24 protein-coding genes are annotated in these 25,540 nt (G+C 55.4%); 16 read left to right on the forward strand and 8 right to left on the reverse strand.

The features are described 5' to 3' along the window. The first annotated feature begins 50 nt into the window (after positions 1-50). The gene (gene fsa, locus JKP81_RS20440; RefSeq protein WP_200553218.1) at positions 51-713 is read left to right on the forward strand and encodes a fructose-6-phosphate aldolase; all 663 of its coding nucleotides are present in this window, start codon (positions 51-53) and stop codon (positions 711-713) included. 11 nt (positions 714-724) lie between these two features. Continuing rightward, on the forward strand, positions 725-1,828 hold the full coding sequence (locus JKP81_RS20445) for a glycerol dehydrogenase (RefSeq protein WP_200553158.1): 1,104 nt from the start codon (positions 725-727) through the stop codon (positions 1,826-1,828). Positions 1,829-2,043: 215 nt separating this feature from the next. Here the strand turns inward: JKP81_RS20445 and metF are convergent, their stop codons facing one another. The 3 genes from metF to metB form a co-directional block, all read right to left on the reverse strand. Continuing rightward, a complete protein-coding gene (metF, locus tag JKP81_RS20450; protein WP_200553159.1) occupies positions 2,044-2,934 on the reverse strand; it encodes a methylenetetrahydrofolate reductase in 891 nt (296 codons plus the stop codon). 207 nt (positions 2,935-3,141) lie between these two features. Beyond that, positions 3,142-5,574, reverse strand: coding sequence for a bifunctional aspartate kinase/homoserine dehydrogenase II (locus tag JKP81_RS20455; protein ID WP_200553160.1), 2,433 nt, complete (start codon positions 5,572-5,574; stop codon positions 3,142-3,144). A gap of 2 nt (positions 5,575-5,576) precedes the next feature. Then, positions 5,577-6,737: a cystathionine gamma-synthase gene (gene metB, locus JKP81_RS20460; RefSeq protein WP_020455964.1), complete on the reverse strand. Its 1,161-nt coding sequence runs from the start codon at positions 6,735-6,737 to the stop codon at positions 5,577-5,579. Positions 6,738-6,999: 262 nt separating this feature from the next. On the opposite strand from metB, the gene metJ reads away from it, so the two are divergent. After that, positions 7,000-7,317: a met regulon transcriptional regulator MetJ gene (metJ, locus tag JKP81_RS20465; protein ID WP_007369220.1), complete on the forward strand. Its 318-nt coding sequence runs from the start codon at positions 7,000-7,002 to the stop codon at positions 7,315-7,317. Between the two features lie 313 nt (positions 7,318-7,630). On the opposite strand, the gene rpmE is transcribed toward metJ, so the two are convergent. After that, entirely contained in the window at positions 7,631-7,843 is a 213-nt protein-coding gene (gene rpmE / locus JKP81_RS20470) for a 50S ribosomal protein L31 (protein ID WP_007369223.1), read from the reverse strand. A gap of 207 nt (positions 7,844-8,050) precedes the next feature. Between rpmE and priA the strand changes: the two genes are divergently transcribed. The 7 genes from priA (at position 8,051) to rraA (ending at position 16,036) form a co-directional block, all read left to right on the forward strand. Then, the gene (priA, locus tag JKP81_RS20475) at positions 8,051-10,243 is read left to right on the forward strand and encodes a primosomal protein N' (RefSeq protein WP_200553219.1); all 2,193 of its coding nucleotides are present in this window, start codon (positions 8,051-8,053) and stop codon (positions 10,241-10,243) included. A gap of 124 nt (positions 10,244-10,367) precedes the next feature. Further along, the gene (cytR, locus tag JKP81_RS20480; RefSeq protein ID WP_017459634.1) at positions 10,368-11,393 is read left to right on the forward strand and encodes a DNA-binding transcriptional regulator CytR; all 1,026 of its coding nucleotides are present in this window, start codon (positions 10,368-10,370) and stop codon (positions 11,391-11,393) included. Between the two features lie 94 nt (positions 11,394-11,487). Beyond that, entirely contained in the window at positions 11,488-12,498 is a 1,011-nt protein-coding gene (gene ftsN, locus JKP81_RS20485; RefSeq protein WP_200553161.1) for a cell division protein FtsN, read from the forward strand. 92 nt (positions 12,499-12,590) lie between these two features. Then, complete coding sequence (gene hslV, locus JKP81_RS20490; RefSeq protein WP_020455959.1) at positions 12,591-13,121, forward strand: ATP-dependent protease subunit HslV; 531 nt, start codon at positions 12,591-12,593, stop codon at positions 13,119-13,121. 9 nt (positions 13,122-13,130) lie between these two features. Next, positions 13,131-14,462, forward strand: a complete 1,332-nt coding sequence (hslU, locus tag JKP81_RS20495; RefSeq protein ID WP_200553162.1) for an HslU--HslV peptidase ATPase subunit — start codon at positions 13,131-13,133, stop codon at positions 14,460-14,462. Positions 14,463-14,528: 66 nt separating this feature from the next. Further along, positions 14,529-15,458 (forward strand): 1,4-dihydroxy-2-naphthoate polyprenyltransferase, encoded by a 930-nt coding sequence (gene menA, locus JKP81_RS20500; RefSeq protein WP_200553163.1) that lies wholly within the window; start codon positions 14,529-14,531, stop codon positions 15,456-15,458. 92 nt (positions 15,459-15,550) lie between these two features. Then, positions 15,551-16,036 (forward strand): ribonuclease E activity regulator RraA, encoded by a 486-nt coding sequence (gene rraA, locus JKP81_RS20505; protein ID WP_017459639.1) that lies wholly within the window; start codon positions 15,551-15,553, stop codon positions 16,034-16,036. Positions 16,037-16,209: 173 nt separating this feature from the next. Here rraA and zapB read toward each other — a convergent pair whose 3' ends face one another. Then, the gene (zapB, locus tag JKP81_RS20510; protein WP_086873298.1) at positions 16,210-16,455 is read right to left on the reverse strand and encodes a septal ring assembly protein ZapB; all 246 of its coding nucleotides are present in this window, start codon (positions 16,453-16,455) and stop codon (positions 16,210-16,212) included. Positions 16,456-16,949: 494 nt separating this feature from the next. Between zapB and JKP81_RS20515 the strand changes: the two genes are divergently transcribed. The 4 genes from JKP81_RS20515 (at position 16,950) to fpr (ending at position 21,288) form a co-directional block, all read left to right on the forward strand. Further along, positions 16,950-17,798: an MIP/aquaporin family protein gene (locus JKP81_RS20515; RefSeq protein WP_200553164.1), complete on the forward strand. Its 849-nt coding sequence runs from the start codon at positions 16,950-16,952 to the stop codon at positions 17,796-17,798. Between the two features lie 21 nt (positions 17,799-17,819). Next, entirely contained in the window at positions 17,820-19,328 is a 1,509-nt protein-coding gene (gene glpK, locus JKP81_RS20520; RefSeq protein ID WP_200553165.1) for a glycerol kinase GlpK, read from the forward strand. 106 nt (positions 19,329-19,434) lie between these two features. Further along, entirely contained in the window at positions 19,435-20,445 is a 1,011-nt protein-coding gene (gene glpX / locus JKP81_RS20525) for a class II fructose-bisphosphatase (protein WP_017459643.1), read from the forward strand. Between the two features lie 96 nt (positions 20,446-20,541). After that, positions 20,542-21,288, forward strand: coding sequence for a ferredoxin--NADP(+) reductase (gene fpr, locus JKP81_RS20530; protein WP_200553166.1), 747 nt, complete (start codon positions 20,542-20,544; stop codon positions 21,286-21,288). On the opposite strand, the gene JKP81_RS20535 is transcribed toward fpr, so the two are convergent. Next, positions 21,289-21,708 (reverse strand): DUF805 domain-containing protein, encoded by a 420-nt coding sequence (locus JKP81_RS20535; RefSeq protein ID WP_200553167.1) that lies wholly within the window; start codon positions 21,706-21,708, stop codon positions 21,289-21,291. A 113-nt stretch (positions 21,709-21,821) separates the two neighbouring features. Between JKP81_RS20535 and JKP81_RS20540 the strand changes: the two genes are divergently transcribed. Next, positions 21,822-22,421, forward strand: a complete 600-nt coding sequence (locus JKP81_RS20540) for a DUF1454 family protein (RefSeq protein ID WP_200553168.1) — start codon at positions 21,822-21,824, stop codon at positions 22,419-22,421. A gap of 107 nt (positions 22,422-22,528) precedes the next feature. After that, complete coding sequence (gene tpiA, locus JKP81_RS20545) at positions 22,529-23,296, forward strand: triose-phosphate isomerase (RefSeq protein ID WP_200553169.1); 768 nt, start codon at positions 22,529-22,531, stop codon at positions 23,294-23,296. Between the two features lie 39 nt (positions 23,297-23,335). Here tpiA and JKP81_RS20550 read toward each other — a convergent pair whose 3' ends face one another. Together JKP81_RS20550 and JKP81_RS20555 are read right to left on the reverse strand one after the other, a co-directional pair. After that, the gene (locus tag JKP81_RS20550) at positions 23,336-24,640 is read right to left on the reverse strand and encodes an SLC13 family permease (RefSeq protein WP_200553170.1); all 1,305 of its coding nucleotides are present in this window, start codon (positions 24,638-24,640) and stop codon (positions 23,336-23,338) included. A 73-nt stretch (positions 24,641-24,713) separates the two neighbouring features. Further along, on the reverse strand, positions 24,714-25,472 hold the full coding sequence (locus tag JKP81_RS20555) for a CDP-diacylglycerol diphosphatase (protein WP_200553171.1): 759 nt from the start codon (positions 25,470-25,472) through the stop codon (positions 24,714-24,716). Positions 25,473-25,540: the final 68 nt, after the last annotated feature.

Genomic DNA, 25,540 nt, shown 5'->3' on the forward strand with positions numbered 1-25,540 from the left:
ACAACCCACGCTCTTATGCTGTGTGCAGAAACGCTATATGAGGAAGCATGATGGAACTGTATCTGGACACCGCAAACGTAGCGGAAGTGGAGCGCCTGGCACGCATTTACCCGCTGGCGGGCGTAACCACCAATCCGAGCATTATCGCCGCCGGTAAAGACGCCCTGTGGGATGTATTGCCCCGCCTGCAACGCGTTATTGGCCCACAAGGAACGCTGTTTGCCCAGGTGATGAGCCGTGAAGCGGATGGAATGGTAGCGGAGGCCAAACGCCTCAATAACGCCGTGCCGGATATCGTGGTCAAAATTCCGGTCACTGCTGAAGGCCTGGCCGCCATCAAGCAACTGAAAAAAGAGGGCATTGTCACGCTGGGTACGGCGGTTTACAGCGCCGCGCAGGGGCTGCTTGCCGCGCTGGCGGGCGCAAAATATGTCGCCCCGTACGTTAACCGTGTCGATGCACAGGGTGGAGATGGGATCCGCATGGTGCAGGAGCTGCAAACTCTGCTGAAACTCCATGCGCCAGAGAGCAAAGTGCTGGCCGCGAGTTTTAAAACGCCGCGCCAGGCACTGGAGTGTTTGTTGATCGGGTGCGAAGCGATCACGCTCCCATTAGATGTAGCGCAACAAATGCTCAATACGCCCGCAGTAGAGTCAGCCATTGAGAAGTTTGAACAGGACTGGAAAACAGCTTTTGGCAACCTCAACCTGTAAGGAGACAGTATATGGATCACATCATCCAGTCGCCGGGCAAGTATATCCAGGGTGCAGACGTTATCACCCGCCTCGGTGACTATCTCAAACCGCTCGCCGATCGCTGGCTGGTGGTCGGTGACAAATTTGTTCTCGGTTTTGCGCAGGAAACGCTGCAAAAAAGCCTGGTAGATGCCGGGCTGGCCTGCGAAATCGCGCCGTTCGGCGGCGAATGTTCACAAAACGAAATTGACCGCCTGCGCGGTGTGGCAGAAAGCGCCCGCTGTGGCGCGGTGCTCGGCATCGGCGGTGGCAAAACGCTGGATACGGCCAAAGCACTGGCGCATTTCATGCACGTACCGGTAGCCATTGCCCCTACTATCGCATCGACCGATGCGCCCTGTAGCGCGCTGTCAGTTATCTACACCGACAGTGGCGAATTTGATCGCTACCTGCTGCTGCCCAACAACCCGGATCGGGTGATTGTCGACACCAAAATTGTCGCCGGAGCACCTGCGCGTTTGCTGGCGGCCGGGATTGGCGATGCGCTCTCTACCTGGTTTGAAGCGCGTGCTTGTTCACGCAGCGGCGCAAAAACCATGGCGGGCGGTCAGTGTACACAATCCGCCCTCGCGCTGGCGGAGCTGTGTTACAACACGCTGCTTGAAGAGGGTGAAAAAGCGATGTTCGCCGCCGAACAGCATGTGGTGACGCCCGCGCTGGAGCGCGTGGTGGAAGCCAATACTTACCTGAGCGGCGTCGGTTTTGAGAGTGGTGGTCTGGCGGCAGCACACGCTATTCATAACGGCATCACGGCAATTCCGGAAGCGCATCATTACTACCACGGCGAAAAAGTAGCATTTGGCACCTTAACCCAGTTGGTGCTGGAAAACGCGCCGCTGGAAGAGATCGAAACCGTCGCAGCGCTGTGCCATACCGTCAGCTTACCAATTACGCTGGCGCAACTGGGCATCAAAACTGATATTCCGGCAAAAATGCGCATCGTGGCGCAAGCTGCCTGCGCGCAAGGGGAAACCATTCATAATATGCCGGGCGGTGCGACACCGGATCAGGTCTATGCCGCGCTACTGGTCGCCGATCAGTATGGGCAGCGTTTTCTTGAAGAGTGGGAATAGCATCCAGATTTAGCGAGGGCGGCATGGGTTGCGCTCTAACGGGGAGTACCAAACCCCTTAAAAAGAGTCTCTGCAAACCCTGAGAGATATGAATCCAAAACAATGCAGCGCTATAATCGGTTGATGACCACGCGCACAGGGCGTGGTTTTCAGTGAGCCATAAAAAAGCCGGATCGCAATCCGGCTTTTCTTTGATTTTGCCACTGACTGGATTTTTACACTGCCGGGCGAACGCCCAGCGTGTGGCAAATGGCGTAACTCATTTCGGCGCGGTTCAGCGTATAGAAGTGGAAATCTTTCACCCCTTCGCGGCTTAAAATTTTCACCATATCCATGGCGATATTCGCGCCCACCAGCTTGCGGGTTTCCGCATCGTCATCCAGGCCGTCGAACATCTGCGACATCCACGCCGGGATACGCACATTGGTCATATCGGCGAATTTTTTCGCCTGTTTAAAGTTCGAGACCGGCAGGATGCCCGGCACGATCTCAACATCAATACCGGTTGCCGCACAGCGATCGCGAAAGCGCAGATAGCTTTCCACATCGAAGAAGAACTGCGTAATCGCGCGGCTCGCGCCCGCATCCACTTTACGTTTCAGGTTCAGCAGATCGGCCTGCGCGCTTTTCGCTTCCGGGTGAACTTCCGGGTAAGCGGCGACGGAAATATCGAAATCGGCGACCTCTTTTAACAACGTCACCAGATCGGTGGCGTACATATCCGGCTTACCGCCGCCCGGGGGTAAATCACCGCGCAACGCCACAATGTGGCGGATGCCGTTGTTCCAGTAATCCTGCGCGATAGTGCGCAACTCGTCACGGGTGGCATCGATGCAGGTCAAATGCGGCACCGCTTCCAGCCCAGTGCGATCTTTGATGCCTTTAATGATGCTGTGTGTACGATCGCGCTCGCCCGAGTTTGCACCGTAAGTTACCGAAACAAATTTCGGCTTCAGGCTGCTTAAACGATCGATGGAGTGCCATAAGGTCTGTTCCATTTCACTGGTGCGCGGCGGGAAAAATTCAAAGGAAACATTAATCTGGCCGTGAACTTCCGCCAGGCTCTGATTCAGGGCTTCCCGCTGGTTGGCGTGAAAAAAGCTCATACCTTACCTCATCAATCGCATGTCATTGTCTGTTGTTTTGTGAACTTCTATACGTTTAGACGTCCAGATGTAAAAATGACGGAAAACGATCGGGGCGTCAACAGGAAAATCACTATTCTGTGTGAGGAATGTTCAGCGAAGATGAAAAAAGTTCACGATGCCGCAAAGCATCCTCCCCCGGTTCAGGGAGAGGATAAAAGAAAGGAACTACAGTAACTGTGCGAGGCGATTGATATCCGACTGGATAGCGCCAGCGGTCACATCACGCCCCGCGCCCGGCCCGCGGATCACCAGCGGATTATCACGGTACCAGCGGCTTTCAATGGCGAAGACGTTATCCCCAGGCAAAACCGCCGCCAGCGGGTGTTCCGGGCGAACGGCCTCAACGCCGACGCGCGCTTTACCGTTAGCATCAAAACGCGCCACATAACGCAGCACCAGCCCCATTTCGCGGGCGGCTTCCAGGCGCTGCACCATCTGTTCATTCAGCTCATCGCCATTTTCAAAGAAGTGATCGACCGATCCCTCTTCGCAACCCGCAGGCACTAAAGACTCCACGCGCACCTGGTCAGGTTCGATGTCGTAACCTGCCTCGCGAGCGAGGATCACCAGCTTGCGCATCACATCTTTGCCGGAAAGGTCAACGCGTGGATCCGGCTCGGTCAACCCTTGCTGCCAGGCCTGATCCACTAAATCGGTAAACGGTACGGTGCCGTCGAATTGCAGGAACAGCCAGGAGAGCGTACCGGAGAAAATCCCGCTGATTGCCAGAATCGCATCACCACTTTCACGCAGATCGCGCACGGTATGATTCACCGGCAAACCGGCGCCAACCGTCGCGTTATACAACCAGCGGCGACCGGTTTTTTCGAACGCATCGTGGATTTGACGATAGGTATCGGTCGTGCTGGCTCCGGCCAGTTTGTTGGCGCTGATCACATGGAAGCCATGGCTGGCGAAATCCAGATACTGCTCCGCCAGCTGCGAGCTTGCGGTGACATCCAGCACCACCAGATCATCGTACGGATGGGCGCGCATCCACAAAAATAGCGACTCCTCATCCTGTTCCACCGCTTCATCATTAAAGAACGCCAGCGCACGACTGGCATCCAGTCCGTCATAACTCAGCAAACTGCGGCGGCTATCCACCACGCCCGCCAGCACAAATTCAAAACCGGTACGCGCCGACAATGCGCTCTGCTCGCGCGAAAACAGCTCCAGCCAGCGGGAACCGATATTGCCTTTGCCAAACAGCATCAGACCAATGCGTTTTTCTGCGCGGAACAGCGACTGGTGCAGACCCTGAATCAGGCTTTCCGTAGGACCAACGCGCAGCACGGCGACCAGGCTAATGCCTTCGTCAGATTGCCAGATAAACTCCACCGGCTGGCCTTTCAGTTGCTGCCAGAAACGGTGGCTGTGCAACGGATTGCGACAAACACCCGCACCAACCATCGCTACCAGCGCCAGCCCCTGGCGCAGACGCAATTCACCCGGCAAACCGGCTTCATCAAGCAGTTTAAAGACGCTATCGACAACTTCTGAGGTGTAGCAAAGCTGCAATAAGTTGCGATCCGCATGTGCGCCAACCGCCAGCGGGCGTACCTGCGCACGTTTAAGGATCAGGTCAATCTCTTTGTGCGCCAGTTTGAAGTCCTGCCCGGATGGCACCAGGAACTCAATCAGGCAAACGTCATCATGGCTGGTGACAATCCGCGCCCCGGTACCGGAAGCCAGCACGCGTTCAATGCGTGTTGACCCCTGTTCCGGGTTATAACTACAGCGCAATTGCAGATCGATATTACTGCCGGAAACCGGCTGTAAGGTACGCGCATGCAGCACCGGTGCCGCCAGACGCGCCAGCTCGCTGGCTTCGTCAAGGCGCAGCAGCGGTAACAGGCAGGCATCTTTCACTTTACGCGGGTCCGCGCTGTAAACACCGGCCACGTCGCTCCAGATGGTTACGCGACTGACATCGCCCAGCGCGCCAATTTGCGTGGCCGAGTAGTCCGAACCGTTACGTCCCAACAGCACGGTTTCGCCGGCTTCGTTGCGGCTGATAAAACCGGTCACGACAATACGTTTGCCCGGATACTGCGCCAGCTGTTGTTGCAGCAGCGGATAAGACGCACCTTCATTTACCTGCGGCTGTGCCGCGCGTTCAGCGCGCAGGAAATCGCGGGCATCCAGCCAGGCGGCATCCAGACCTTGCTGGTTCAGCACGGCGGCCATTAAGCGCGCCGACCAGATTTCACCATGGCCAACCACTTCGGCGTAAACCGCGTCGGTGATGCCGCCATCCAGCAACACCGCCAGATGTTCAAGATCGTGAATAAACTCGCTGGTCAGACCGTCGGCGATAACGGCGGGCAACAGCCCGCTGATTAAATCACTCTGGTAACGACGCAGCGATTGTTGAACCTGATGCGCAGAAAGCCTGTCAGTCTGGCTCAATTTCAGCCAGTTGATCAGCTGGTTGGTGGTGCTGCCCGCGGCCGAGACAACCATCATGTCGCCCGGTTGTGAATACTCCGCCATGATCCCTGCGACGCGCAGGTAACATTTCACATCCGCCAGACTACTCCCACCAAATTTGTGCAGCTGACGAGCCTTCGTCCCTGCCTGCGCAATCACACTCATGTTTACCCCTCAGCTGCGACCCGGAAGCCATTTTCCAGATCGGCAATTAGATCTTCACTGTCTTCAATACCGGTTGAGATACGCAATAGCGTCTCAGAAATTCCCGCTGCGGCGCGCGCTTCCGGCGCCATGCCTGCGTGGGTCATTGTCGCGGCGTGGGAGATTAAACTTTCAACCCCGCCTAATGATTCCGCCAGCGTAAACAACGATAGACCACTTAAGAAACGACGCAGCGTTTGTTCGTCGCCATCCAGCTCAAAACTTAACATCGCGCCAAAGCCTTTTTGTTGACGCGCAGCAATCTCGTGCCCCTGATTATCCGGCAGAGACGGGTGGTACAGTTTTTTCACCAACGGCTGTTTTTGCAGGAAATCGACGATCGCCTGAGCATTACGCTGTGCCACTTCCATGCGCGGCGACAACGTACGCAGACCACGCAACAGCAGATAGCTGTCGAAGGCGCTGCCAGTGACGCCAATATTATTCGCCCACCATGCCAGTTCGGTGACAGTCGCCTCATCTTTCGCAATCACCACGCCCGCCACCACATCGGAATGGCCGTTGAGGTATTTGGTGCAAGAGTGCAGCACCAAATCCGCGCCCAGCGCCAGCGGGTTTTGCAAGGCCGGGCTCAGGAATGTGTTATCCACCACGCTAATTGCGCCAGCTTCACGCGCAAGCTGGCAGATTTTCGCGATATCCACAACGCGCAACAGCGGGTTGCTTGGGCTTTCGACCAGCACCAGCTTCGGTTGTTCCGCCAGCGCTGCTTTCAATGCTTGTTCATCGCCCTGATCAACAAATTTCACCCGGTAGCAACCGCGTTTCGCCAGGCTATCGAACAGGCGATAGCTGCCGCCATAGCAGTCGTGCGGCGCAACCAGCAGATCGCCAGGTTTGAGAAAGACGGTCGTCACCAGATGAATCGCCGACATGCCGGTATTGGTCAATACCGCGCCCGCGCCACCTTCCAGTTCCGCCAGCGCACGCTGAACCACATCACGCGTTGGGTTGCCGCGACGCGAATAGTCATGCGCACGAGGTTCGTTAAAGCCGGTGAAATTATAAGTACTGGAGAGATGAATCGGCGGGACAACGCAACCGTACTGCTCGTCATCGTTCAATCCGCTACGCACTGCGATGGTGGCCTGTTTACGCGTCATGGTGAAGGCTTCCTGGCTTAATGGATGAAAAGTCTCACGACAGAGTAAACATTGCGACAATAGACGTCAATACATCTGGACATCTAAACTTCTTTGCGTATAGATTGAGCAAAAGTACAATAGCCGTTAAAATTATACGCTTTAGTACCGGTAGCTGAGCGATACACCGTGTCACCATGTTGACTCTACGGTAAACTACGCGGAATTACGGCCCGGCGGTGCCCGGGTTTAGACTAATGACTGAGAGGATTAAAGGTATCTCATGGCTGAATGGAGCGGCGAATATATCAGCCCATACGCTGAGCACGGCAAGAAGAGTGAGCAAGTAAAAAAAATTACGGTTTCCATTCCTCTTAAGGTGTTAAAAATCCTCACCGATGAACGTACCCGTCGTCAGGTGAACAACTTGCGTCACGCCACCAACAGCGAGCTGTTGTGTGAAGCGTTTTTGCATGCGTTTACCGGTCAACCCCTGCCGAACGATGAAGACCTGCGTAAAGAGCGCAGCGACGAAATCCCGGAAGAGGCGAAAGTGATTATGCGTGAACTGGGGATCGACCCGGATACGTGGGAATACTGATCGCAACAAAAAAGGGCGGAAGATATCTTCCGCCCTTTTTGTTTCAATCTGTTTATCTTATCGGCTCACTCAGAAGCGCGTCACTTCCGGATGCACTTCCGCCAGTGAGAGCAAGTAAGACATAAATACGTTTTTCACAGCCGTCAGCAAATCGCTCATTTTTTTCGCTCGGGTCACAGGAGTGGATGACGAAAAGGATATGCTCGTTTTTTAAGCAGGGCAATATTTTTGTGATGCCAATCACAAAAAATCATCGCTTCGGCAAACCTCAGAGACAAAAAAAGCGCCTTTCGGCGCTTTTTTCTTTGGCAACTTATTTGCTGCCCGGGATGCTGAAGCGTTTGTTGAAACGCTCAACACGACCACCGGTATCAACAACACGTTGTTTACCAGTAAAGAACGGGTGGCATTTGCCGCACACGTCCAGGTTCAGGTCGTGACCCACGGTGGAGTGGGTTTTGATTACGTTACCGCAAGAACAGGTTGCAGTAATCGCTACATAATTCGGGTGAATACCTTTTTTCATGGGAAACCTCAGTTTAAGGCCGCGTCGCTCTTCCAGCCCTAACGCCAGACACCACGCGAGTTAATATGTAAGTGTATCTTTGGCACGTTCAAAACGCATCAAAGGCGGCGAATCATACAGAAATTAGCCAGCACATGCAAACTGATCCGCTCGCCCGTAGCAACAATGTGTATACTATCCCGCCAGTTTTCAAGTCAGGATGATGAGATGCCCGTCGCCCGCGTTGCGCTATCTGTACCTTTGCCCCGCACGTTCGATTACCTGCTGCCGGATGAGATGTCCGCGCGCGCGGGTTGTCGCGTGCGCGTGCCGTTTGGTAACCAGCACCGCGTCGGTATTGTGATGGCGGTTGGTGATGAAAGTGAGCTGCCGCTGGCCGATCTCAAAAGCGTGGAAGAGGTGCTCGACAGCGAACCGGTTTTTTCCCCGGCGGTCTGGCGGTTGCTACTTTGGGCGGCGGATTATTATCACCATCCGATCGGTGATGTGTTGTTCAACGCGCTTCCCGTTCTGCTACGCCAGACTAAGCCCGCCAGCGCGGAGTTCCAGGGCTACTGGTTTGCGACCGAGCAGGGCCAGGCAATGGACATCAACCGCGTCAAATCAGCCAAACAACAACAGGCGCTCTCGGCGCTGCGTAAAGGCAAAATCTGGCAGCATCAACTGGCAGCGCTGGATCTGAAAAGCGTTACCCTGCAAGCGCTGCGCGCCAAAGGGCTGGCGGAGATGAACAGCGAAACGCCAGCCTTTAGCGACTGGCGCACAACATTTTCCGTTAGCGGTGACCGACTGCGCCTGAACACAGAGCAAGCCACCGCCGTTGGCGCTATTCACAGCGCCGCCGATCGCTTTTCCGCCTGGTTGCTGGCTGGCGTGACGGGTTCCGGTAAAACAGAAGTCTATTTAAGCGTGCTGGAAAACGTGCTGGCGCAGGGGAAACAGGCGCTGGTGATGGTGCCGGAGATTGGCCTGACGCCGCAAACTATCGCCCGGTTTCGCGAGCGCTTTAACGCGCCAGTTGAAGTGCTGCACTCCGGGCTGAACGACAGCGAACGCCTGATAACATGGCAAAAAGCAAAGAGCGGTGAAGCCGCGATTGTGATTGGCACGCGCTCATCGCTGTTTACCCCGTTTAAGAACCTTGGCGTGATCGTCATCGACGAAGAGCACGACAGCTCCTATAAACAGCAGGAAGGCTGGCGTTATCACGCCCGCGATCTGGCGGTTTACCGCGCCCACAGCGAACAGATCCCGATTATTCTTGGCTCGGCAACGCCCGCGCTGGAAACCCTGCACAACGTGCGGTCACGCAAATACCATCTGCTGCGCCTGACCCGCCGGGCAGGCCACGCGCGACCGGCGATGCAGCATGTGCTGGATCTGAAAGGCCAGCCGTTACAGGCCGGTCTGGCTCCGGCGCTGATCAACCGTATGCGCCAGCATCTGCAGGCGGGAAACCAGGTTATTTTGTTCCTTAACCGCCGTGGTTTTTCGCCTGCATTGCTGTGTCATGACTGCGGCTGGATAGCAGAATGCCCGCGCTGCGATCACTATTACACCTTCCACCAGGCGCAGCAGCATTTGCGCTGCCACCACTGCGACAGCCAGCGCCCGGTGCCGCGCCAGTGTCCGTCCTGCGGTTCTACACATTTATTGCCTGTTGGCCTTGGCACTGAACAGCTGGAACACGCGTTAACGCCGATGTTTCCCGGTGTACCGCTATCACGCATTGACCGCGATACCACCAGCCGCAAAGGCGCGCTGGAGCAGCACCTTGCCGAAGTGCATCGCGGAGGCGCGCGCATTCTGATTGGCACGCAAATGCTGGCAAAAGGCCACCACTTCCCGGATGTTACGCTGGTTGCGCTGCTGGATGTCGACGGCGCGTTATTTTCGGCAGATTTCCGCGCTGCCGAGCGTTTCGCCCAGCTTTATACCCAGGTTTCCGGCCGTGCCGGGCGCGCAGGCAAACAGGGCGAAGTGGTACTGCAAACGCACCATCCGGAACATCCGCTTCTGCAAACGCTGCTGCATAAAGGCTATGACACCTTCGCGGAACAGGCGCTGGCGGAGCGGCAAACCATGCAATTGCCGCCGTGGACCAGCCATGTGTTGATCCGTGCTGAAGATCAGAACAACCAGCACGCGCCGCTATTTCTGCAACAGCTTAAAAATCTGCTGCAAGCCAGCCCACTGGCGGATAACCAGCTATGGGTTCTGGGCCCGGTTCCGGCGCTGGCGGCCAAACGCGCCGGGCGTTACCGCTGGCAGTTGCTGCTACAACACCCTTCCCGCATTCGCCTGCAGCATATCGTCACCGGCGCGCTGGCCCTGATTAACACCCTGCCGGACGCACGGCGGGTGAAATGGGTGCTGGATGTCGACCCGATTGAAAGTTAAGGCTGCGAGCCAACCTATAAAATTCAACTTTCATCACACTTTTCATGAAAATTCTGTAACCGGTGCGTTTAACTATCTGATAAAAATGTGACAACGCCTGCGCCGTGCATGCGAGGAGAACAAGGTGAAACCCAAAAATCAGGTTGCGGCAGCGACCATGAAAGATGTTGCCATGAAAGCAAAGGTTTCGACGGCAACTGTGTCACGTGCATTAATGAACCCGGAAAAAGTGTCGCAGGCTACCCGCAACCGGGTGGAACAAGCGGCAATGGAAGTGGGTTATTTGCCCCAGTCGATGGGACGCAACGTCAAACGCAATGAATCACGCACACTGCTGGTGATTGTGCCGGATATTTGCGATCCCTTTTTCAGCGAGATTATTCGCGGCATTGAAGTGACCGCCGCGGAACACGGCTATCTGGTGCTGATTGGCGACTGCGCCCACCAAAATCAGCAGGAAAAAACCTTTATCGACCTGATTATCACCAAGCAAATCGATGGCATGCTGCTGCTCGGCTCGCGTTTGCCGTTTGACGCCAGCATCGAAGAGCAACGCAATTTACCGCCTATGGTGATGGCCAATGAATTCGCACCGGAGCTGGAACTGCCGACGGTGCATATCGATAACCTGACCGCCGCCTTTAATGCCGTCAATTATTTGCAGGAACAGGGCCACCAGCGAATCGGCTGTATTGCCGGTCCGGAAGAGATGCCGCTGTGCCATTACCGATTGCAGGGCTATGTTCAGGCATTGCGCCGCTCTGGCGTGACCGTTGATCCGCATTACATCACGCGCGGCGATTTCACTTTCGAGGCGGGCGCACGGGCGTTGGATCAGTTGTTGATGCTACCGAAGCCTCCCACTGCCGTGTTCTGCCATAGCGATGTGATGGCGCTCGGTGCGCTGTCGCAAGCTAAACGCCGGGGGCTGAAAGTACCGGACGACTTATCGATCATCGGCTTTGATAACATTTCACTGGCTGAATTCTGCGACCCGCCGCTGACCACTGTCTCGCAACCGCGTTATCAGATTGGCCGCGAAGCCATGTTATTGCTGCTGGAGCAGTTGCAGGGGCATAACGTAAGCAGCGGTTCGCGCTTGCTGGAGTGTGAATTAATCCTGCGCGGCAGCACCCGCGCGCTGAAGTAAAGGCGCGGGCTTTCAGACGCCCTCTTCTGGTCAAAACCCCGTCGCTTAAGTAACATGGCGGGCTGATAAACGAAATAAATACAGCGAAACGATAGTGGCACAACGAGATTATGTACGCCGCAGCCAGTCGGCTCCTGCGCGGCGAAAGACGAGTAACTCAAGGAAAAAACAGCGCAGCAAGTCTGCGGTCTCTCCAGCTATGGTCGCCATTGCGGCCGCTGTGCTGGTCGCCTTTATCGGTGGTTTGTACTTTATTACGCACCACAAAAAAGAAGAATCCGAGTCACTGCAAAACCAGAAAATGACCGGCAACGGCCTGCCGCCGAAACCCGAAGAGCGCTGGCGCTATATTAAAGAGCTGGAAAGTCGCCAGCCTGGCGTACGCGCGCCAACCGAGCCGACAGCCGGTGGTGAAGTGCAAAAACCGGAGCAGTTGACCGATGAGCAGCGCCAGTTGTTAGCGCAGATGCAGGCCGACATGCGCCAGCAGCCGACGCAGCTCAACGAAGTGCCGTGGAACGAACAGACGCCGGAACAGCGCCAGCAAACACTGCAGCGCCAGCGCCAGGCGCAGCAGCAAGTGCAGATGCAACAGCAGCAGTGGACGCAGTCGCAGCCGGTACAGGCCCAGCAGCCGCGCACGCAACCGCGCGTGACGGAGCAGCAGCAGGCGCGTACTACGCAAACCACGCCACCGCCGCGCCAGACGCAAACCACGACGCAGCAAAAACCAGCGGCCACCTCGCAACCATATCAGGATCTGCTGCAAACGCCGCCGCATACCGCTGCGTCACAGCCGAAAACGCAACAAGCCGCGCCGGTAACGCGTGAAGTGGAAACGCCGAAGGCGCAACCGCAAACGGCTGAGAAGAAAGACGATCGCCGCTGGCTTATCCAGTGCGGTTCGTTTAAAGGCCAGGATCAGGCAGAAACCGTGCGTGCACAGCTGGCATTTGAAGGTTTCGACTCGCGTATTACCAGCAACAACGGCTGGAATCGCGTGGTGATGGGCCCGGTAAAAGGTAAAGAGAGCGCCGATGCCACCATCAGCCGCCTTAAAATGGCCGGTCACGCAAACTGCATCCGTCTCGCCGCCGGGGGTTGAAACCCCTAAAACACCCCCCATTTATAATTGCATTCTGCCCCGTACACCGTGCGGGGCGCTGTATTGTGCATTTGTAACCAAGGGGTCTGCTCGTGACAACAATCGTAAGCGTACGCCGTAACGGCCATGTCGTTATCGCTGGTGATGGCCAGGCCACACTGGGCAACACCGTAATGAAAGGCAACGTGAAAAAAGTTCGCCGCCTGTATAACGACAAAGTCATTGCGGGCTTTGCCGGCGGCACGGCCGATGCCTTCACTCTGTTTGAATTATTCGAACGCAAACTGGAAATGCACCAGGGCCATCTGGTGAAAGCGGCTGTCGAGCTGGCAAAGGACTGGCGCACCGATCGCATGCTGCGCAAGCTGGAAGCACTGTTGGCGGTAGCCGACGAAACCGCGTCGCTGATCATCACCGGTAACGGCGATGTGATCCAGCCGGAAAATGACCTGATCGCCATCGGTTCCGGCGGGCCATACGCCCAGGCCGCTGCCCGCGCGTTGCTGGAAAACACCGAGCTTGGCGCACGTGAAATTGCTGAGAAGGCGTTGGGAATTGCAGGCGATATCTGCATCTATACCAACCACTTCCACACCATCGAAGAATTAGCCTATAAAGCGTAAGGATCTCCCATGTCTGAAATGACCCCACGCGAAATTGTCAGCGAACTGGACAAACACATTATCGGCCAGGACGCGGCGAAGCGTTCTGTGGCGATTGCCCTGCGTAACCGCTGGCGCCGCATGCAGCTTGATGAAGAGCTGCGCCATGAAGTCACACCGAAAAACATTCTGATGATCGGCCCAACCGGCGTCGGTAAAACCGAAATCGCCCGCCGCCTGGCAAAACTGGCCAACGCGCCGTTTATCAAAGTTGAAGCGACCAAGTTCACCGAAGTCGGCTACGTTGGGAAAGAAGTGGATTCTATCATCCGCGATCTGACCGATGCTGCAGTGAAAATGGTGCGTAGTCAGTCGATCGAGAAAAACCGCTACCGTGCGGAAGAGATGGCAGAAGAGCGCATTCTCGACGTGTTGATCCCACCGGCGAAAAACAACTGGGGCCAGCCGGAACAAGCCGCTGAACCTTCCGCTGCGCGTCAGTCTTTCCGCAAAAAGCTGCGCGAAGGCCAGCTCGACGACAAAGAGATTGAAATCGATCTCGCTGCCGCGCCGATGGGCGTAGAAATTATGGCGCCTCCGGGCATGGAGGAGATGACCAATCAGCTCCAGTCCATGTTCCAGAACCTGGGCGGCCAGAAGCAGAAACCGCGTAAGCTGAAAATCAAAGACGCGATGAAGCTGCTGATTGAAGAAGAAGCGGCGAAGCTGGTGAACCCGGAAGAGCTGAAGCAGGATGCTATTGAAGCCGTTGAGCAGCACGGGATCGTCTTTATCGACGAGATCGATAAAATCTGTAAACGCGGCAATACCTCTGGCCCGGATGTTTCCCGCGAAGGTGTGCAGCGCGATCTGCTGCCGCTGGTGGAAGGCTGCACCGTGTCGACCAAACACGGAATGGTGAAAACCGACCACATTCTGTTTATTGCCTCTGGCGCGTTCCAGATTGCCAGCCCGTCGGATCTGATCCCGGAGCTGCAAGGCCGTTTGCCGATCCGCGTTGAGCTGAAAGCGTTAACCACGCAAGATTTCGAACGCATCCTGACTGAGCCAAACGCGTCTGTCACCGTACAGTACAAAGCGCTGATGGCGACCGAAGGCGTAAACATTGATTTCACCGACGACGGCATCAAACGTATTGCTCAGGCCGCATGGCAGGTGAACGAAACCACCGAAAACATCGGTGCGCGTCGTTTGCATACCGTGCTGGAACGTCTGATGGAAGATATCTCTTATGACGCCAGCGATCTCGGCGGCGAGACGATCATCATTGATGCAGACTATGTGAGTAAGCATCTTGATGCTTTAGTGGCAGATGAAGATCTGAGCCGTTTTATCTTATAATCCCGGTCACAACGTTTTCATCACACTCGATGGGGGCTTATGCCCCCATTTTTGTTGGCTGACCTTATGAACGAAACGCAATCTCTTAGCCTCACCCAGGCCTGGCTGGAAAGCCTGCGACCGAAAACATTACCACTGGCTTTCGCCGCGATTGTCGTTGGCACAGTGCTGGCCTGGTGGCAGGGCTATTTTGATCCGCTGGTGGCGGTGCTCGCGCTTATCACCGCAGGATTGCTGCAAATCCTCTCCAACCTTGCCAATGATTATGGCGATGCGGTCAAAGGCAGCGATAAACCGGATCGCATTGGTCCGTTGCGCGGCATGCAAAAAGGGGCAATCTCCCTTGCGCAGATGAAGCGCGCGCTGATGATTGTCATTGTGCTGAGCTGTATCTCCGGGCTGCTGCTGGTAACCGCAGCGACACAAACGATGGCGGATTTCATCGGCTTCCTTGCACTCGGCGGGCTGTCGATTATTGCCGCCATCACTTACACCGTCGGCAAACGTCCCTATGGTTATCTTGGTCTTGGCGATATCTCCGTGCTGCTTTTCTTCGGCTGGATAAGCGTAATGGGCAGTTGGTATTTGCAGACGCATATGCTTATCCCGGCAGTTATTCTGCCCGCGACCGCCTGTGGCCTGCTGGCGACGGCGGTGCTGAATATCAATAATCTGCGCGATATCGAAAGCGACCGCGAAAACGGCAAAAATACGCTTGTCGTCCGTTTAGGACCGATTAATGCACGCCGTTACCACGCCGGTCTGCTGGTTGGTGCGCTGTTATGCCTTGCGCTGTTTAACCTGTTTTCGCTGCAAAGCCTGTGGGGCTGGCTGTTTGTGCTGGCAGCACCGCTGCTTATCAAACAGGCGCGCTTTGTGCTGCGCGAGCTTGACCCGCGCGCCATGCCGCCGATGCTGGAACGCACGGTAAAAGGCGCACTATTAACTAATCTATTGTTTGTATTAGGAATAATCATCAGTCAAACGCATTTTTAACTGATAAATGTCAACGAACAATTGATGATTTTGCCAACAGCGCGTGATGCGCGATATACTGACGGTTCTCGCAGCAACTGAACGCTAATCCTATGAAATACGATACTTCTGAGCTTTGTGATATTTACCAGGAAGAGATCAACGTCGTGGAACCGCTGTTCTCCAATTTTGGCGGACGGTCGTCGTTTGGCGGACAAATCATCACGGTGAAATGTTTCGAGGATAACGGGTTGCTGTACGATCTGCTCGAACAAAACGGCCGTGGTCGCGTCCTGCTGGTCGACGGTGGTGGTTCAATGCGTCGTGCGTTAATCGACGCGGATCTCGCCCGCACTGCGGTGCAAAACGAGTGGGAAGGGATTGTTGTCTATGGCTCAGTACGCCAGGTAGACGACCTTGAAGAGCTGGATATTGGTATTCAGGCGATTGCCGCCATTCCGGTTGGCGCAGCGGGCGAAGGCATCGGCGAAAGCGACGTGCGCGTCAATTTCGGCGGCGTAACCTTCTTCTCCGGCGACCATCTTTATGCCGATAACACCGGCATTATCCTTTCCGAAGATCCCCTCGATATCGAGTAAAAAAAGGGCACCGTCAGGTGCCCTTTTTCTTTTTGCCGGATAGCGCTTCACTTATCCGACATCGCAGTACTTTCCCTGCCAATTTCGCGCTGTAGCTAAGCCCGTTTTCCCGGCAAACACAGTCACCGGGGTAAATACGCGCAGCAAACGCCGCGACAGCACGAAAAGCGTAATCAGACTTCTTCCATACGTCCCAGCAGCGCCTGCAAGCGCTCCTGCCAGCCGTGTTGCTGCTCTCTCAGTTGGTGGTTTTCACGCTCCAGCTCTTCACGGCTCTGCTGAGCAGACTGTACGTCCTGCGCCAGGCTATTGTTTTTCTCTTTCAGCTCTTCGATTTCCATCTGCAGCAGCGTGATGGTATCAATCGCCTGCTGCACCTTCGCTTCCAGTTTTTCAAACACTTCTAATGACATTGTCATACCTCTCCTGAGTTGCAAGGCGCTGATGGATATACACTTGATTCTTCGCGTTGCAGGTGCGTCGCCGCTTTCCTGCAACCCGAATGAGTCGTGTCTTTAAAAATCCTCGTCCCGAAAATCGGCGACGCCTTATGATATTGAGCGGATCTCGCTTGTCCCCGATTGTATGAAGCCCACCAGCCCCTGTCCAGCGCAGAGCCGCGCTGTTTGCGCTTTGCAACACTTTTCGTCCTCATCCTGGTGCAACGCGCGCGCCTACCACTAAATTGTTAAGGCCTGGGTTACAAAAATGATTCAGCTCACATTTCACGATGGTGCAAAAACGCGCTTCAGCGCTCGAAAACGCTCATTTTATTGACGCAGTACACACATTTTAATTTCGATATTTCTCGTTTTTGCTCGTTAACGATAAATTAACACTATGTCTACACGACATCATGGGGGAGCGATCGCCCGTGCTAACAATAACCATTACTCTTTTGCAGGATCCGATTATGAGTCAGACATCAACCTTAAAAGGCCAGTGCATCGCCGAGTTTCTCGGCACCGGGTTGTTGATTTTCTTCGGTGTCGGCTGTGTTGCGGCGTTGAAAGTGGCTGGTGCCACCTTCGGCCAATGGGAAATCAGTATCATCTGGGGTTTGGGTGTGGCGATGGCTATCTACCTGACCGCAGGGGTTTCCGGCGCACATCTGAACCCGGCTGTGACTATTGCATTATGGCTCTTCGCTAGTTTTGATGGGCGCAAAGTTGTTCCCTTCATCATTTCTCAGTTTGCCGGCGCGTTTTGCGCGGCTGCACTTGTTTACGGGCTTTACTACAATCTTTTCTTCGATTTCGAACACACGCACAATATGGTGCGCGGCAGTGTTGAAAGTCTTGATCTGGCTGGTATTTTCTCAACCTACCCGAACCCGCACATTAACTTTGTACAGGCCTTCGCCGTTGAAATGGTGATTACCGCTGTATTGATGGGTGTGATCATGGCGTTGGGTGACGACGGTAACGGTATTCCGCGCGGCCCGCTGGCACCTTTGCTGATCGGTTTGTTGATTGCGGTTATCGGTGCATCAATGGGACCGCTGACCGGATTCGCCATGAACCCGGCACGTGACCTTGGTCCGAAAACATTCGCCTGGCTTGCTGGTTGGGGCAACGTTGCCTTTACCGGTGGCAAAGATATTCCCTACTTCCTCGTCCCGCTGTTCGGGCCGATCGTAGGCGCGGCGCTTGGCGCATTCGGTTATCGTAAACTGATTGGTCGCCATCTGCCGTCTGGAACCAGTGAGGCGGCGGAAGAAAAAGGCACCGCCTCCACGACTCAACAAAAAGCTTCGCTGTAATGTGACTACGGGAACATAACCATGACTGACAAAAAATATATCGTTGCGCTCGACCAGGGCACTACCAGCTCCCGCGCCGTCGTGATGGATCATGACGCCAACATCATCAGCGTCTCACAGCGCGAGTTTGAACAAATTTATCCGAAGCCAGGCTGGGTCGAGCACGACCCAATGGAAATCTGGGCATCGCAGAGCTCTACGCTGGTAGAAGTGTTAGCGAAAGCGGATATCAATTCTGACGAAATCGCTGCTATCGGTATCACTAACCAGCGTGAAACTGCGATCGTCTGGGAACGTGAAACCGGCAAGCCGATTTATAACGCTATCGTCTGGCAGTGCCGCCGCACCGCAGATATTTGCGAAAAACTGAAACGCGACGGCATGGAAGAGTATGTACGCAATGCCACTGGTCTGGTGGTTGACCCGTATTTCTCTGGTACCAAAGTGAAATGGATCCTCGATCACGTTGAAGGCTCTCGCGAACGTGCGAAACGCGGCGAGTTGCTGTTCGGTACCGTTGATACCTGGCTTATCTGGAAAATGACCCAGGGCCGCGTGCATGTGACGGATTACACCAACGCCTCGCGTACCATGTTGTTCAACATCCACGAGCTGGACTGGGACGACAAAATGCTGGAGGCGCTGGATATTCCGCGCGCCATGTTGCCGGAAGTGCGTAAATCCTCAGAAGTTTACGGCCAGACCAACATTGGTGGTAAAGGCGGTACGCGTATTCCTATTGCCGGTATCGCGGGTGACCAGCAGGCGGCTCTGTTCGGCCAACTGTGCGTAAAAGAAGGGATGGCGAAAAATACCTATGGTACGGGCTGCTTTATGCTGATGAACACCGGCGAGAAAGCAGTGAAATCCGAACACGGTCTATTGACCACTATCGGTTGCGGCCCGAAAGGTGAAGTGAACTATGCGCTGGAAGGCGCAGTGTTTATGGCAGGTGCATCCATTCAGTGGCTGCGCGACGAGATGAAGCTTATCAGTGATGCCTTCGACTCTGAATACTTCGCCACCAAAGTGAAAGACACCAATGGTGTGTACGTGGTGCCGGCCTTTACCGGCCTGGGCGCGCCGTACTGGGACCCGTATGCACGCGGGGCTATTTTCGGTCTGACCCGTGGCGTCAACGCGAACCACATCATCCGCGCTACGCTTGAGTCTATCGCCTTCCAGACGCGCGACGTGCTGGAGGCGATGCAGGCAGATTCCGGCATTCGTTTACACGCTCTGCGCGTGGACGGCGGTGCAGTTGCCAACAACTTCCTGATGCAGTTCCAGTCTGACATTCTCGGCACGCGCGTAGAACGTCCGGAAGTGCGTGAAGTTACGGCGCTGGGCGCGGCGTACCTTGCGGGTCTTGCGGTTGGTTTCTGGCAGAATCTGGATGAGCTGCAGGAAAAAGCGGTTATCGAACGTGAATTCCGCCCGGGTATCGAAACCACCGAGCGTAACTTCCGTTACGACGGCTGGAAAAAAGCGGTGAAACGTGCACTGGCGTGGGAAGATCGCGACGAATAATTGGCTTCAACCTTGCCCTCTCTCCCCGGAGAGAGGGCTGCCCAACAAACCCTCCTCTTCTCGCTGTGATAAACTTCGCTCAATTTCTTTCACTATAGAGTTTGTTATGAGACGAGAACTTGCCATCGAATTCTCCCGCGTGACCGAAGCCGCAGCGCTGGCTGGCTACAAATGGCTGGGGCGTGGCGATAAGAACACGGCGGATGGCGCAGCGGTTAACGCTATGCGCATCATGCTCAACAATGTCGACATTGACGGCACCATCGTGATCGGTGAAGGCGAAATCGATGAAGCGCCAATGCTGTTTATCGGTGAAAAAGTCGGCACCGGTAAAGGTGACGCAGTCGATATCGCCGTTGACCCAATCGAAGGGACACGCATGACGGCGATGGGCCAGGCCAACGCGCTGGCGGTGCTGGCGGTCGGCGATAAGGGCTGTTTCCTGAATGCGCCGGACATGTACATGGAGAAACTGATTGTCGGTCCTGGTGCGAAAGGCGCTATCGATCTCAATCTGCCGCTGGCTGATAACCTGCGCAATGTCGCTGCTGCGCTCGGCAAACCGCTGAGCGAACTGACGGTCACTATTTTGGCTAAACCGCGCCACGACGCCACCATTGCCGAAATGCAGGCGCTGGGCGTACGTGTTTTTGCGATTCCAGATGGCGATGTTGCCGCGTCGATCCTCACTTGCATGCCGGATAGCGAAGTGGACGTTCTGTACGGCATTGGTGGTGCGCCGGAAGGCGTGGTCTCTGCGGCGGTCATCCGCGCGCTTGATGGCGATATGCAGGGCCGTCTGCTGGCGCGCCATCAGGTGAAGGGCGACAACGAAGAGAACCGTCGTATTGGCGAATACGAATTAAAACGTTGCCGCGGAATGGGGATAGAAGCGGGCAATGTGCTGCGTCTGGATGAGATGGCGCGCAGCGACAACGTTATTTTCGCCGCCACCGGCATTACCAAAGGCGACCTGCTGGACGGCATCACCCGTAAAGGCAATATCGCCACCACCGAAACGCTGCTGATCCGCGGCAAATCGCGCACCATTCGCCGTATTCAGTCTATTCACTACCTGGATCGCAAAGACCCGGAAGTGCAGCGTCATATACTGTAAGGGTATTTGTTCAATTGAGCTTTCCGGCCTTCGCGGGCTGGAAATCTCACCCGACAGACACGAAGATAAGGCAACGCTACAGAACAGGAGAAAACCATGGCGGACTGGGTAACAGGAAAAGTCACAAAGGTGCAGTTCTGGACCGATGCGCTATTCAGCCTCACCGTTCATGCCCCCGTTCACCCCTTCACTGCCGGACAATTCGCCAAGCTCGGGCTGGAAATTGACGGCGAGCGCGTACAGCGCGCCTACTCCTACGTGAACGCACCGAGCAATCCCGATCTGGAATTCTATCTCGTTACCGTACCGGAAGGGAAACTTAGCCCGCGCCTGGCCGCGCTCCAGCCGGGAGACGAAGTGCTGCTGGTGAGCGAAGCCGCGGGGTTCTTCGTGCTGGAAGAAGTGCCGGACTGCGACACCTTGTGGATGCTGGCAACCGGCACCGCGATTGGGCCGTACTTGTCGATTTTGCAGGAAGGCAAAGATCTGGAGCGCTTCAAAAACCTGGTGCTGGTACATGCGGTGCGCTACGCGGCGGATTTAAGTTATTTGCCACTGATGCTGGAGCTGCAAAAACGCTACGAAGGGAAGCTTAAGATCCAGACGGTGGTTAGCCGGGAGACACTTTCCGGTTCGCTGACCGGGCGCGTTCCGGCGCTGATTGAAAGCGGTGCGCTGGAAGAAGCCGTTGGGCTGGCGTTGAACGCCGAAACCAGCCATGTAATGCTGTGCGGCAACCCGCAAATGGTGCGCGATACCACACAGTTACTGAAAGATACCCGGCAGATGGCAAAACACCTGCGCCGCCGCCCGGGGCATATCACCGCCGAACACTATTGGTGATCAGCGGTACTTCACATCCAGTGTCTCTTTGCCGTACTTGTTTTCCCCCTGGGTGCCAACAAACGCGCCCAGGTCAATCAGCATCATGACGATAATCACCACCGGGATCAGACGTCCCACCGTCCACTCAAGCGTACCGCCCAGCACTTGCCAGTTACCCGAAAGCAGCATCCACGCCAGCACCATCAGCAAGCCCCACGCCCCGTGGCGACCCCGGTCATGCAGACGTTTTACCATCACGCAGGTTGTCGGCCAGATCAGACATACAAGGATAAATGCCGCCATCTGAAAATCGAGCATGCCGCCGTTGGCCAGCGTGAACAGCACCGTCATACTCAACACCCACAGGATCACCCAGACCCAAAAATCGCGACGCCCAATGCGCCCTTTAAAAGAGAACAACCACTGCTGTATGCCCATGTAAGGTTCCTTATTATCGTAGTGCTGCGTAGTTTACCCTGGCGGCGGGAGTTTTTGACAAGCCAGCCCGATATCGTTTTAATCGTGAGCAAACTCAACAGAGGGCGATGTGAATGAAAGCATGGCGTTATCCCATTTGGCTGCTCTTTTCCGCGCTGATTTTCAGCATGCCGATCCATGCAGAAGAGCCGCCGACCGCCACCACTGCGCCCTATTTATTGCCGGGCGCGCCGACATTTGACCAGTCGATTAGTCAGTTTCGCGAGAAATTCAATACCGATAACCCGACGCTGGCGCTCAGTGAATTTCGCGCGGTGGATAGCCGGGGCGATCAGGCAAACCTGACGCGCGCAGCCACGAAAATCAATGATTACCTCTACGCCTCGACGGCGCTGGAGCGCGGTACGCTGAAAATCAAATCGATGCAAATCACCTGGCTGCCGGTGCAAGGGCCAGAGCAAAAAGCGGCAAAAGCAAAGGCTCAGGAGTATATGGCGGCGTTTATCCGCGCCTTTTCACCGACGCTAACTGCGGCGCAAAGTACGCAAAAGCTGCAAAAATTGCTGACTAACGGCAGAAACAAACCTTACTACGCCGAAACGGAAGGCGCGATTCGCTATGTGGTGGCAGACAACGGCGAAAAAGGGCTGACCTTCGCTGTTGAACCGATTAAGCTGACGCTATCTGATTCGCTGGAAGAGAACAATAAATGACAAAAAGCAAAGCCTTTCAGGGGATGAATCTCTATACTGTTTCACAGACCATGCTGCCCTGAGGGGCGGCCATATTCCTTAATTCGCCAAGCGCGTGGAGAGTAAAAATGCGACATCCTTTAGTGATGGGTAACTGGAAACTGAACGGCAGCCGCCACATGGTAAACGAACTGGTTGCAAACCTGCGTACCGAGCTGGCTGGCGTAACGGGTTGTGCTGTCTCAATCGCTCCGCCGGAAATGTACCTCGATCTGGCTAAACATGCCGCTGACGGTAGCCACATCGTACTGGGCGCGCAAAACGTTGACGTTAACCTGTCTGGCGCATTCACCGGCGAAACCTCTGCCGAAATGCTGAAAGATATTGGCGCGAAATACATCATCATCGGTCACTCTGAGCGCCGTACTTACCACAAAGAATCCGACGAGTTGATCGCGAAGAAATTCGCTGTGCTGAAAGCGCAGGGCCTGACGCCGGTTCTGTGCATCGGTGAAACCGAAGCAGAAAACGAAGCCGGTAAAACCGAAGAAGTGTGCGCACGTCAGATCGATGCCGTGCTGAAAACGCAGGGCGCGGCGGCATTCGAAGGCGCGGTAATTGCCTACGAACCAGTTTGGGCTATCGGTACCGGCAAATCCGCTACCCCGGCACAGGCGCAGGATGTTCACAAATTTATCCGTGACCACATTGCTAAAGCCGACGCAAAAGTGGCTGAACAAGTGATCATTCAGTACGGCGGTTCCGTTAACGCTGGCAACGCTGCTGAGCTGTTCACCCAGCCGGATATCGACGGCGCACTGGTTGGCGGCGCATCCCTGAAAGCTGACGCTTTCGCAGTGATCGTTAAAGCGGCAGAAGCTGCAAAACAGGCGTAATTCTGTTTACCCTCTCCCGGCCAGGGAGAGGGTTTTATCTCACAATTTCCCCAGCACGCTAAACCACGCGTAATCCAGCGGTAACAACACCAGATACGTCACCACCGCCAGCGCCAGACAGAGCAGCATTCCCGATCTCGCCGGGACTTTGCCGAGCGCCATCGCCACCACAATCGGCGACGCCTGATACGGCAACAGCGGCGTGGAATATCCCAGCACCTGAATCATGATCACTGACAACAACGGGAAACCGGTGGCGTCGGCAAAACTCTGCGCAAGCGTAGTAAACAGCGCCGGTACGCCGTTAGCGGTCATAATAAAATTCAGGGCGGTGGTAATGCCGGTTAGCGCCAGGAAACTGGTGAATGGCCGCGCCGGATCGAGCGGCATCACATGCAGCAGCGCGTCACCAACGGCGCTACCGATGCCGGTTTGCGTCACCGTAATCGCCAGGCCGAGAATTCCCGCCACATAGATACAAGTGCGAATATTCACGCCGCTGGAAAACTCATCCCCCGAGATAAAACCCACGCGCGGCAACAGCGTCACGCAGGCAGCGGCAAGCCCCGTCCACGCAGGGCCGATGCCATGCCAGCTTTCGGTAACCCAAAGCGTCAGCACCACCGCCAGCATCCACGCCAGCCGTTTTTCATCCCGGCTCATCGGTTCAGTAGGAGCTTGTTCACGCGGCGCGCGTGGCTGACCAGGAAAAAGCCAGTAAATCAGGCCAATCAAAATCAGCCCTTTTAAAATGCCAAGTACCGGCGTGTGCAGCAGCAGATAAGGCACATAGTTTAGATGAATTCCATACGAGCCTTCTGCCGCGCCGCTCATCACCAGGTTTGGCACGTTGGCGGGCAAAATGGTCGCCGATAACTGGAAAGTGCCAAAACCGACCGCCAGCGCCAGCCCGTACCAGGAACGCGTCCCTTCGTTAATGCCCGCCCGCGCCGCCATTGCCGCGACGATTGGCATCAACAGCGCAATGCGCCCCATGTTCGAAGGCATCACAAACGCCAGCGCGTAACTGAGCAGTACCACGCTTGCGACCATTTGCAGCCATGAGTCGGTCAGCTTTGCCGATAACGCTCTCGCCGCCCGATCCGCCAGACCGGTTTTGCGTATTGCCACACCGAGCACAAAACCGCTGAACACCAGCCAGAAGGCCGATGAAGCGAAACCGCCAAAAATGACGTCCGGCGGCGCAATTTTCGCCACCATCACCGCCGTAAAAAACAGCAGCGCGGTGATAAATTCCGGCAATAACGAGGTTGCCCACAGCACGATGGTGATGCCGACAATGACAGAGGGAAGGAACAGAGGGTGAGAAAGCCAGAGCGACATGCCTGTCTCCTGTAGATTTTTTCAGCAAGTCTACGGTGACAGGCAGGCGGAGTAAACGTGAATTATGGTGGGGTTATTTCAGGATATCGCATTGATGATCCTGAATTTCCTCTGCCGATGCGCGGTTTAGTGCTAACAGATCACGCTCGGTGGCCAGCAGCACAAACGAGCCATCAGCCTGCTGGGCCATTGCCAGCGCGAAGCGGCCCATATGCGCTTTTGCTTCCGGCACTTCTTCTGCCAGCATCAAAAACGGACTGCGTTGCACCAACTCCGCTTCCGTCACGCGGCGCGCTAAATATTGATGACCGAGCAGGCCGCCCGGAAACGCCAGCCACTGGCTGCTGATGCGTGCGGCATTGTCATTCAGTTGCGTGCGCACATCGGAACGCAGGCAGGAGATATGGATATGAAAATGGTTCTGTGTGCGCCCGGAGCGTGAATTAATGGTCAACGAGATCGCGTTGTCCGGTACCGTGCTGCCACGCAGCTTGCTCATAACATCGCGGGATTGCCACGCCTGCCAGAAGAAGTTGGGCGTTGTCGGTTGCAGCAGCAACGGGCTTTCCGTGCCGTTGATGCGATACGTCGGCATCAGCAAAAATTGCAGCGGTCCATTGCGATCTTTCATTAACACATAGCCGCTTTTCAGATTCACCTGGGCGCAGGGTTTTGGCGAGTTATGCTCGCGCATGTTCGGTAAACATTGTTCAGTGACAATATGGCGCAGCGCATCCGGGTTACCGCTGTTTTTAAACCATAGCCACGCTCCCGCCGCTGCCAGTAAGGCCAGCACCAACAGAATAATGGCGATGCGACGCACTGTTTTCATTTTTCCGCTTCCTTTGCTGAAAGAACCGGAATGATAGCGCAGATTGCAGGGCAAGTTGGAAATCCTGG

The sequence above is a fragment of the Kosakonia sp. LAM2021 genome, from assembly GCF_016620385.1.
GTDB lineage: Bacteria > Pseudomonadota > Gammaproteobacteria > Enterobacterales > Enterobacteriaceae > Kosakonia > Kosakonia sacchari.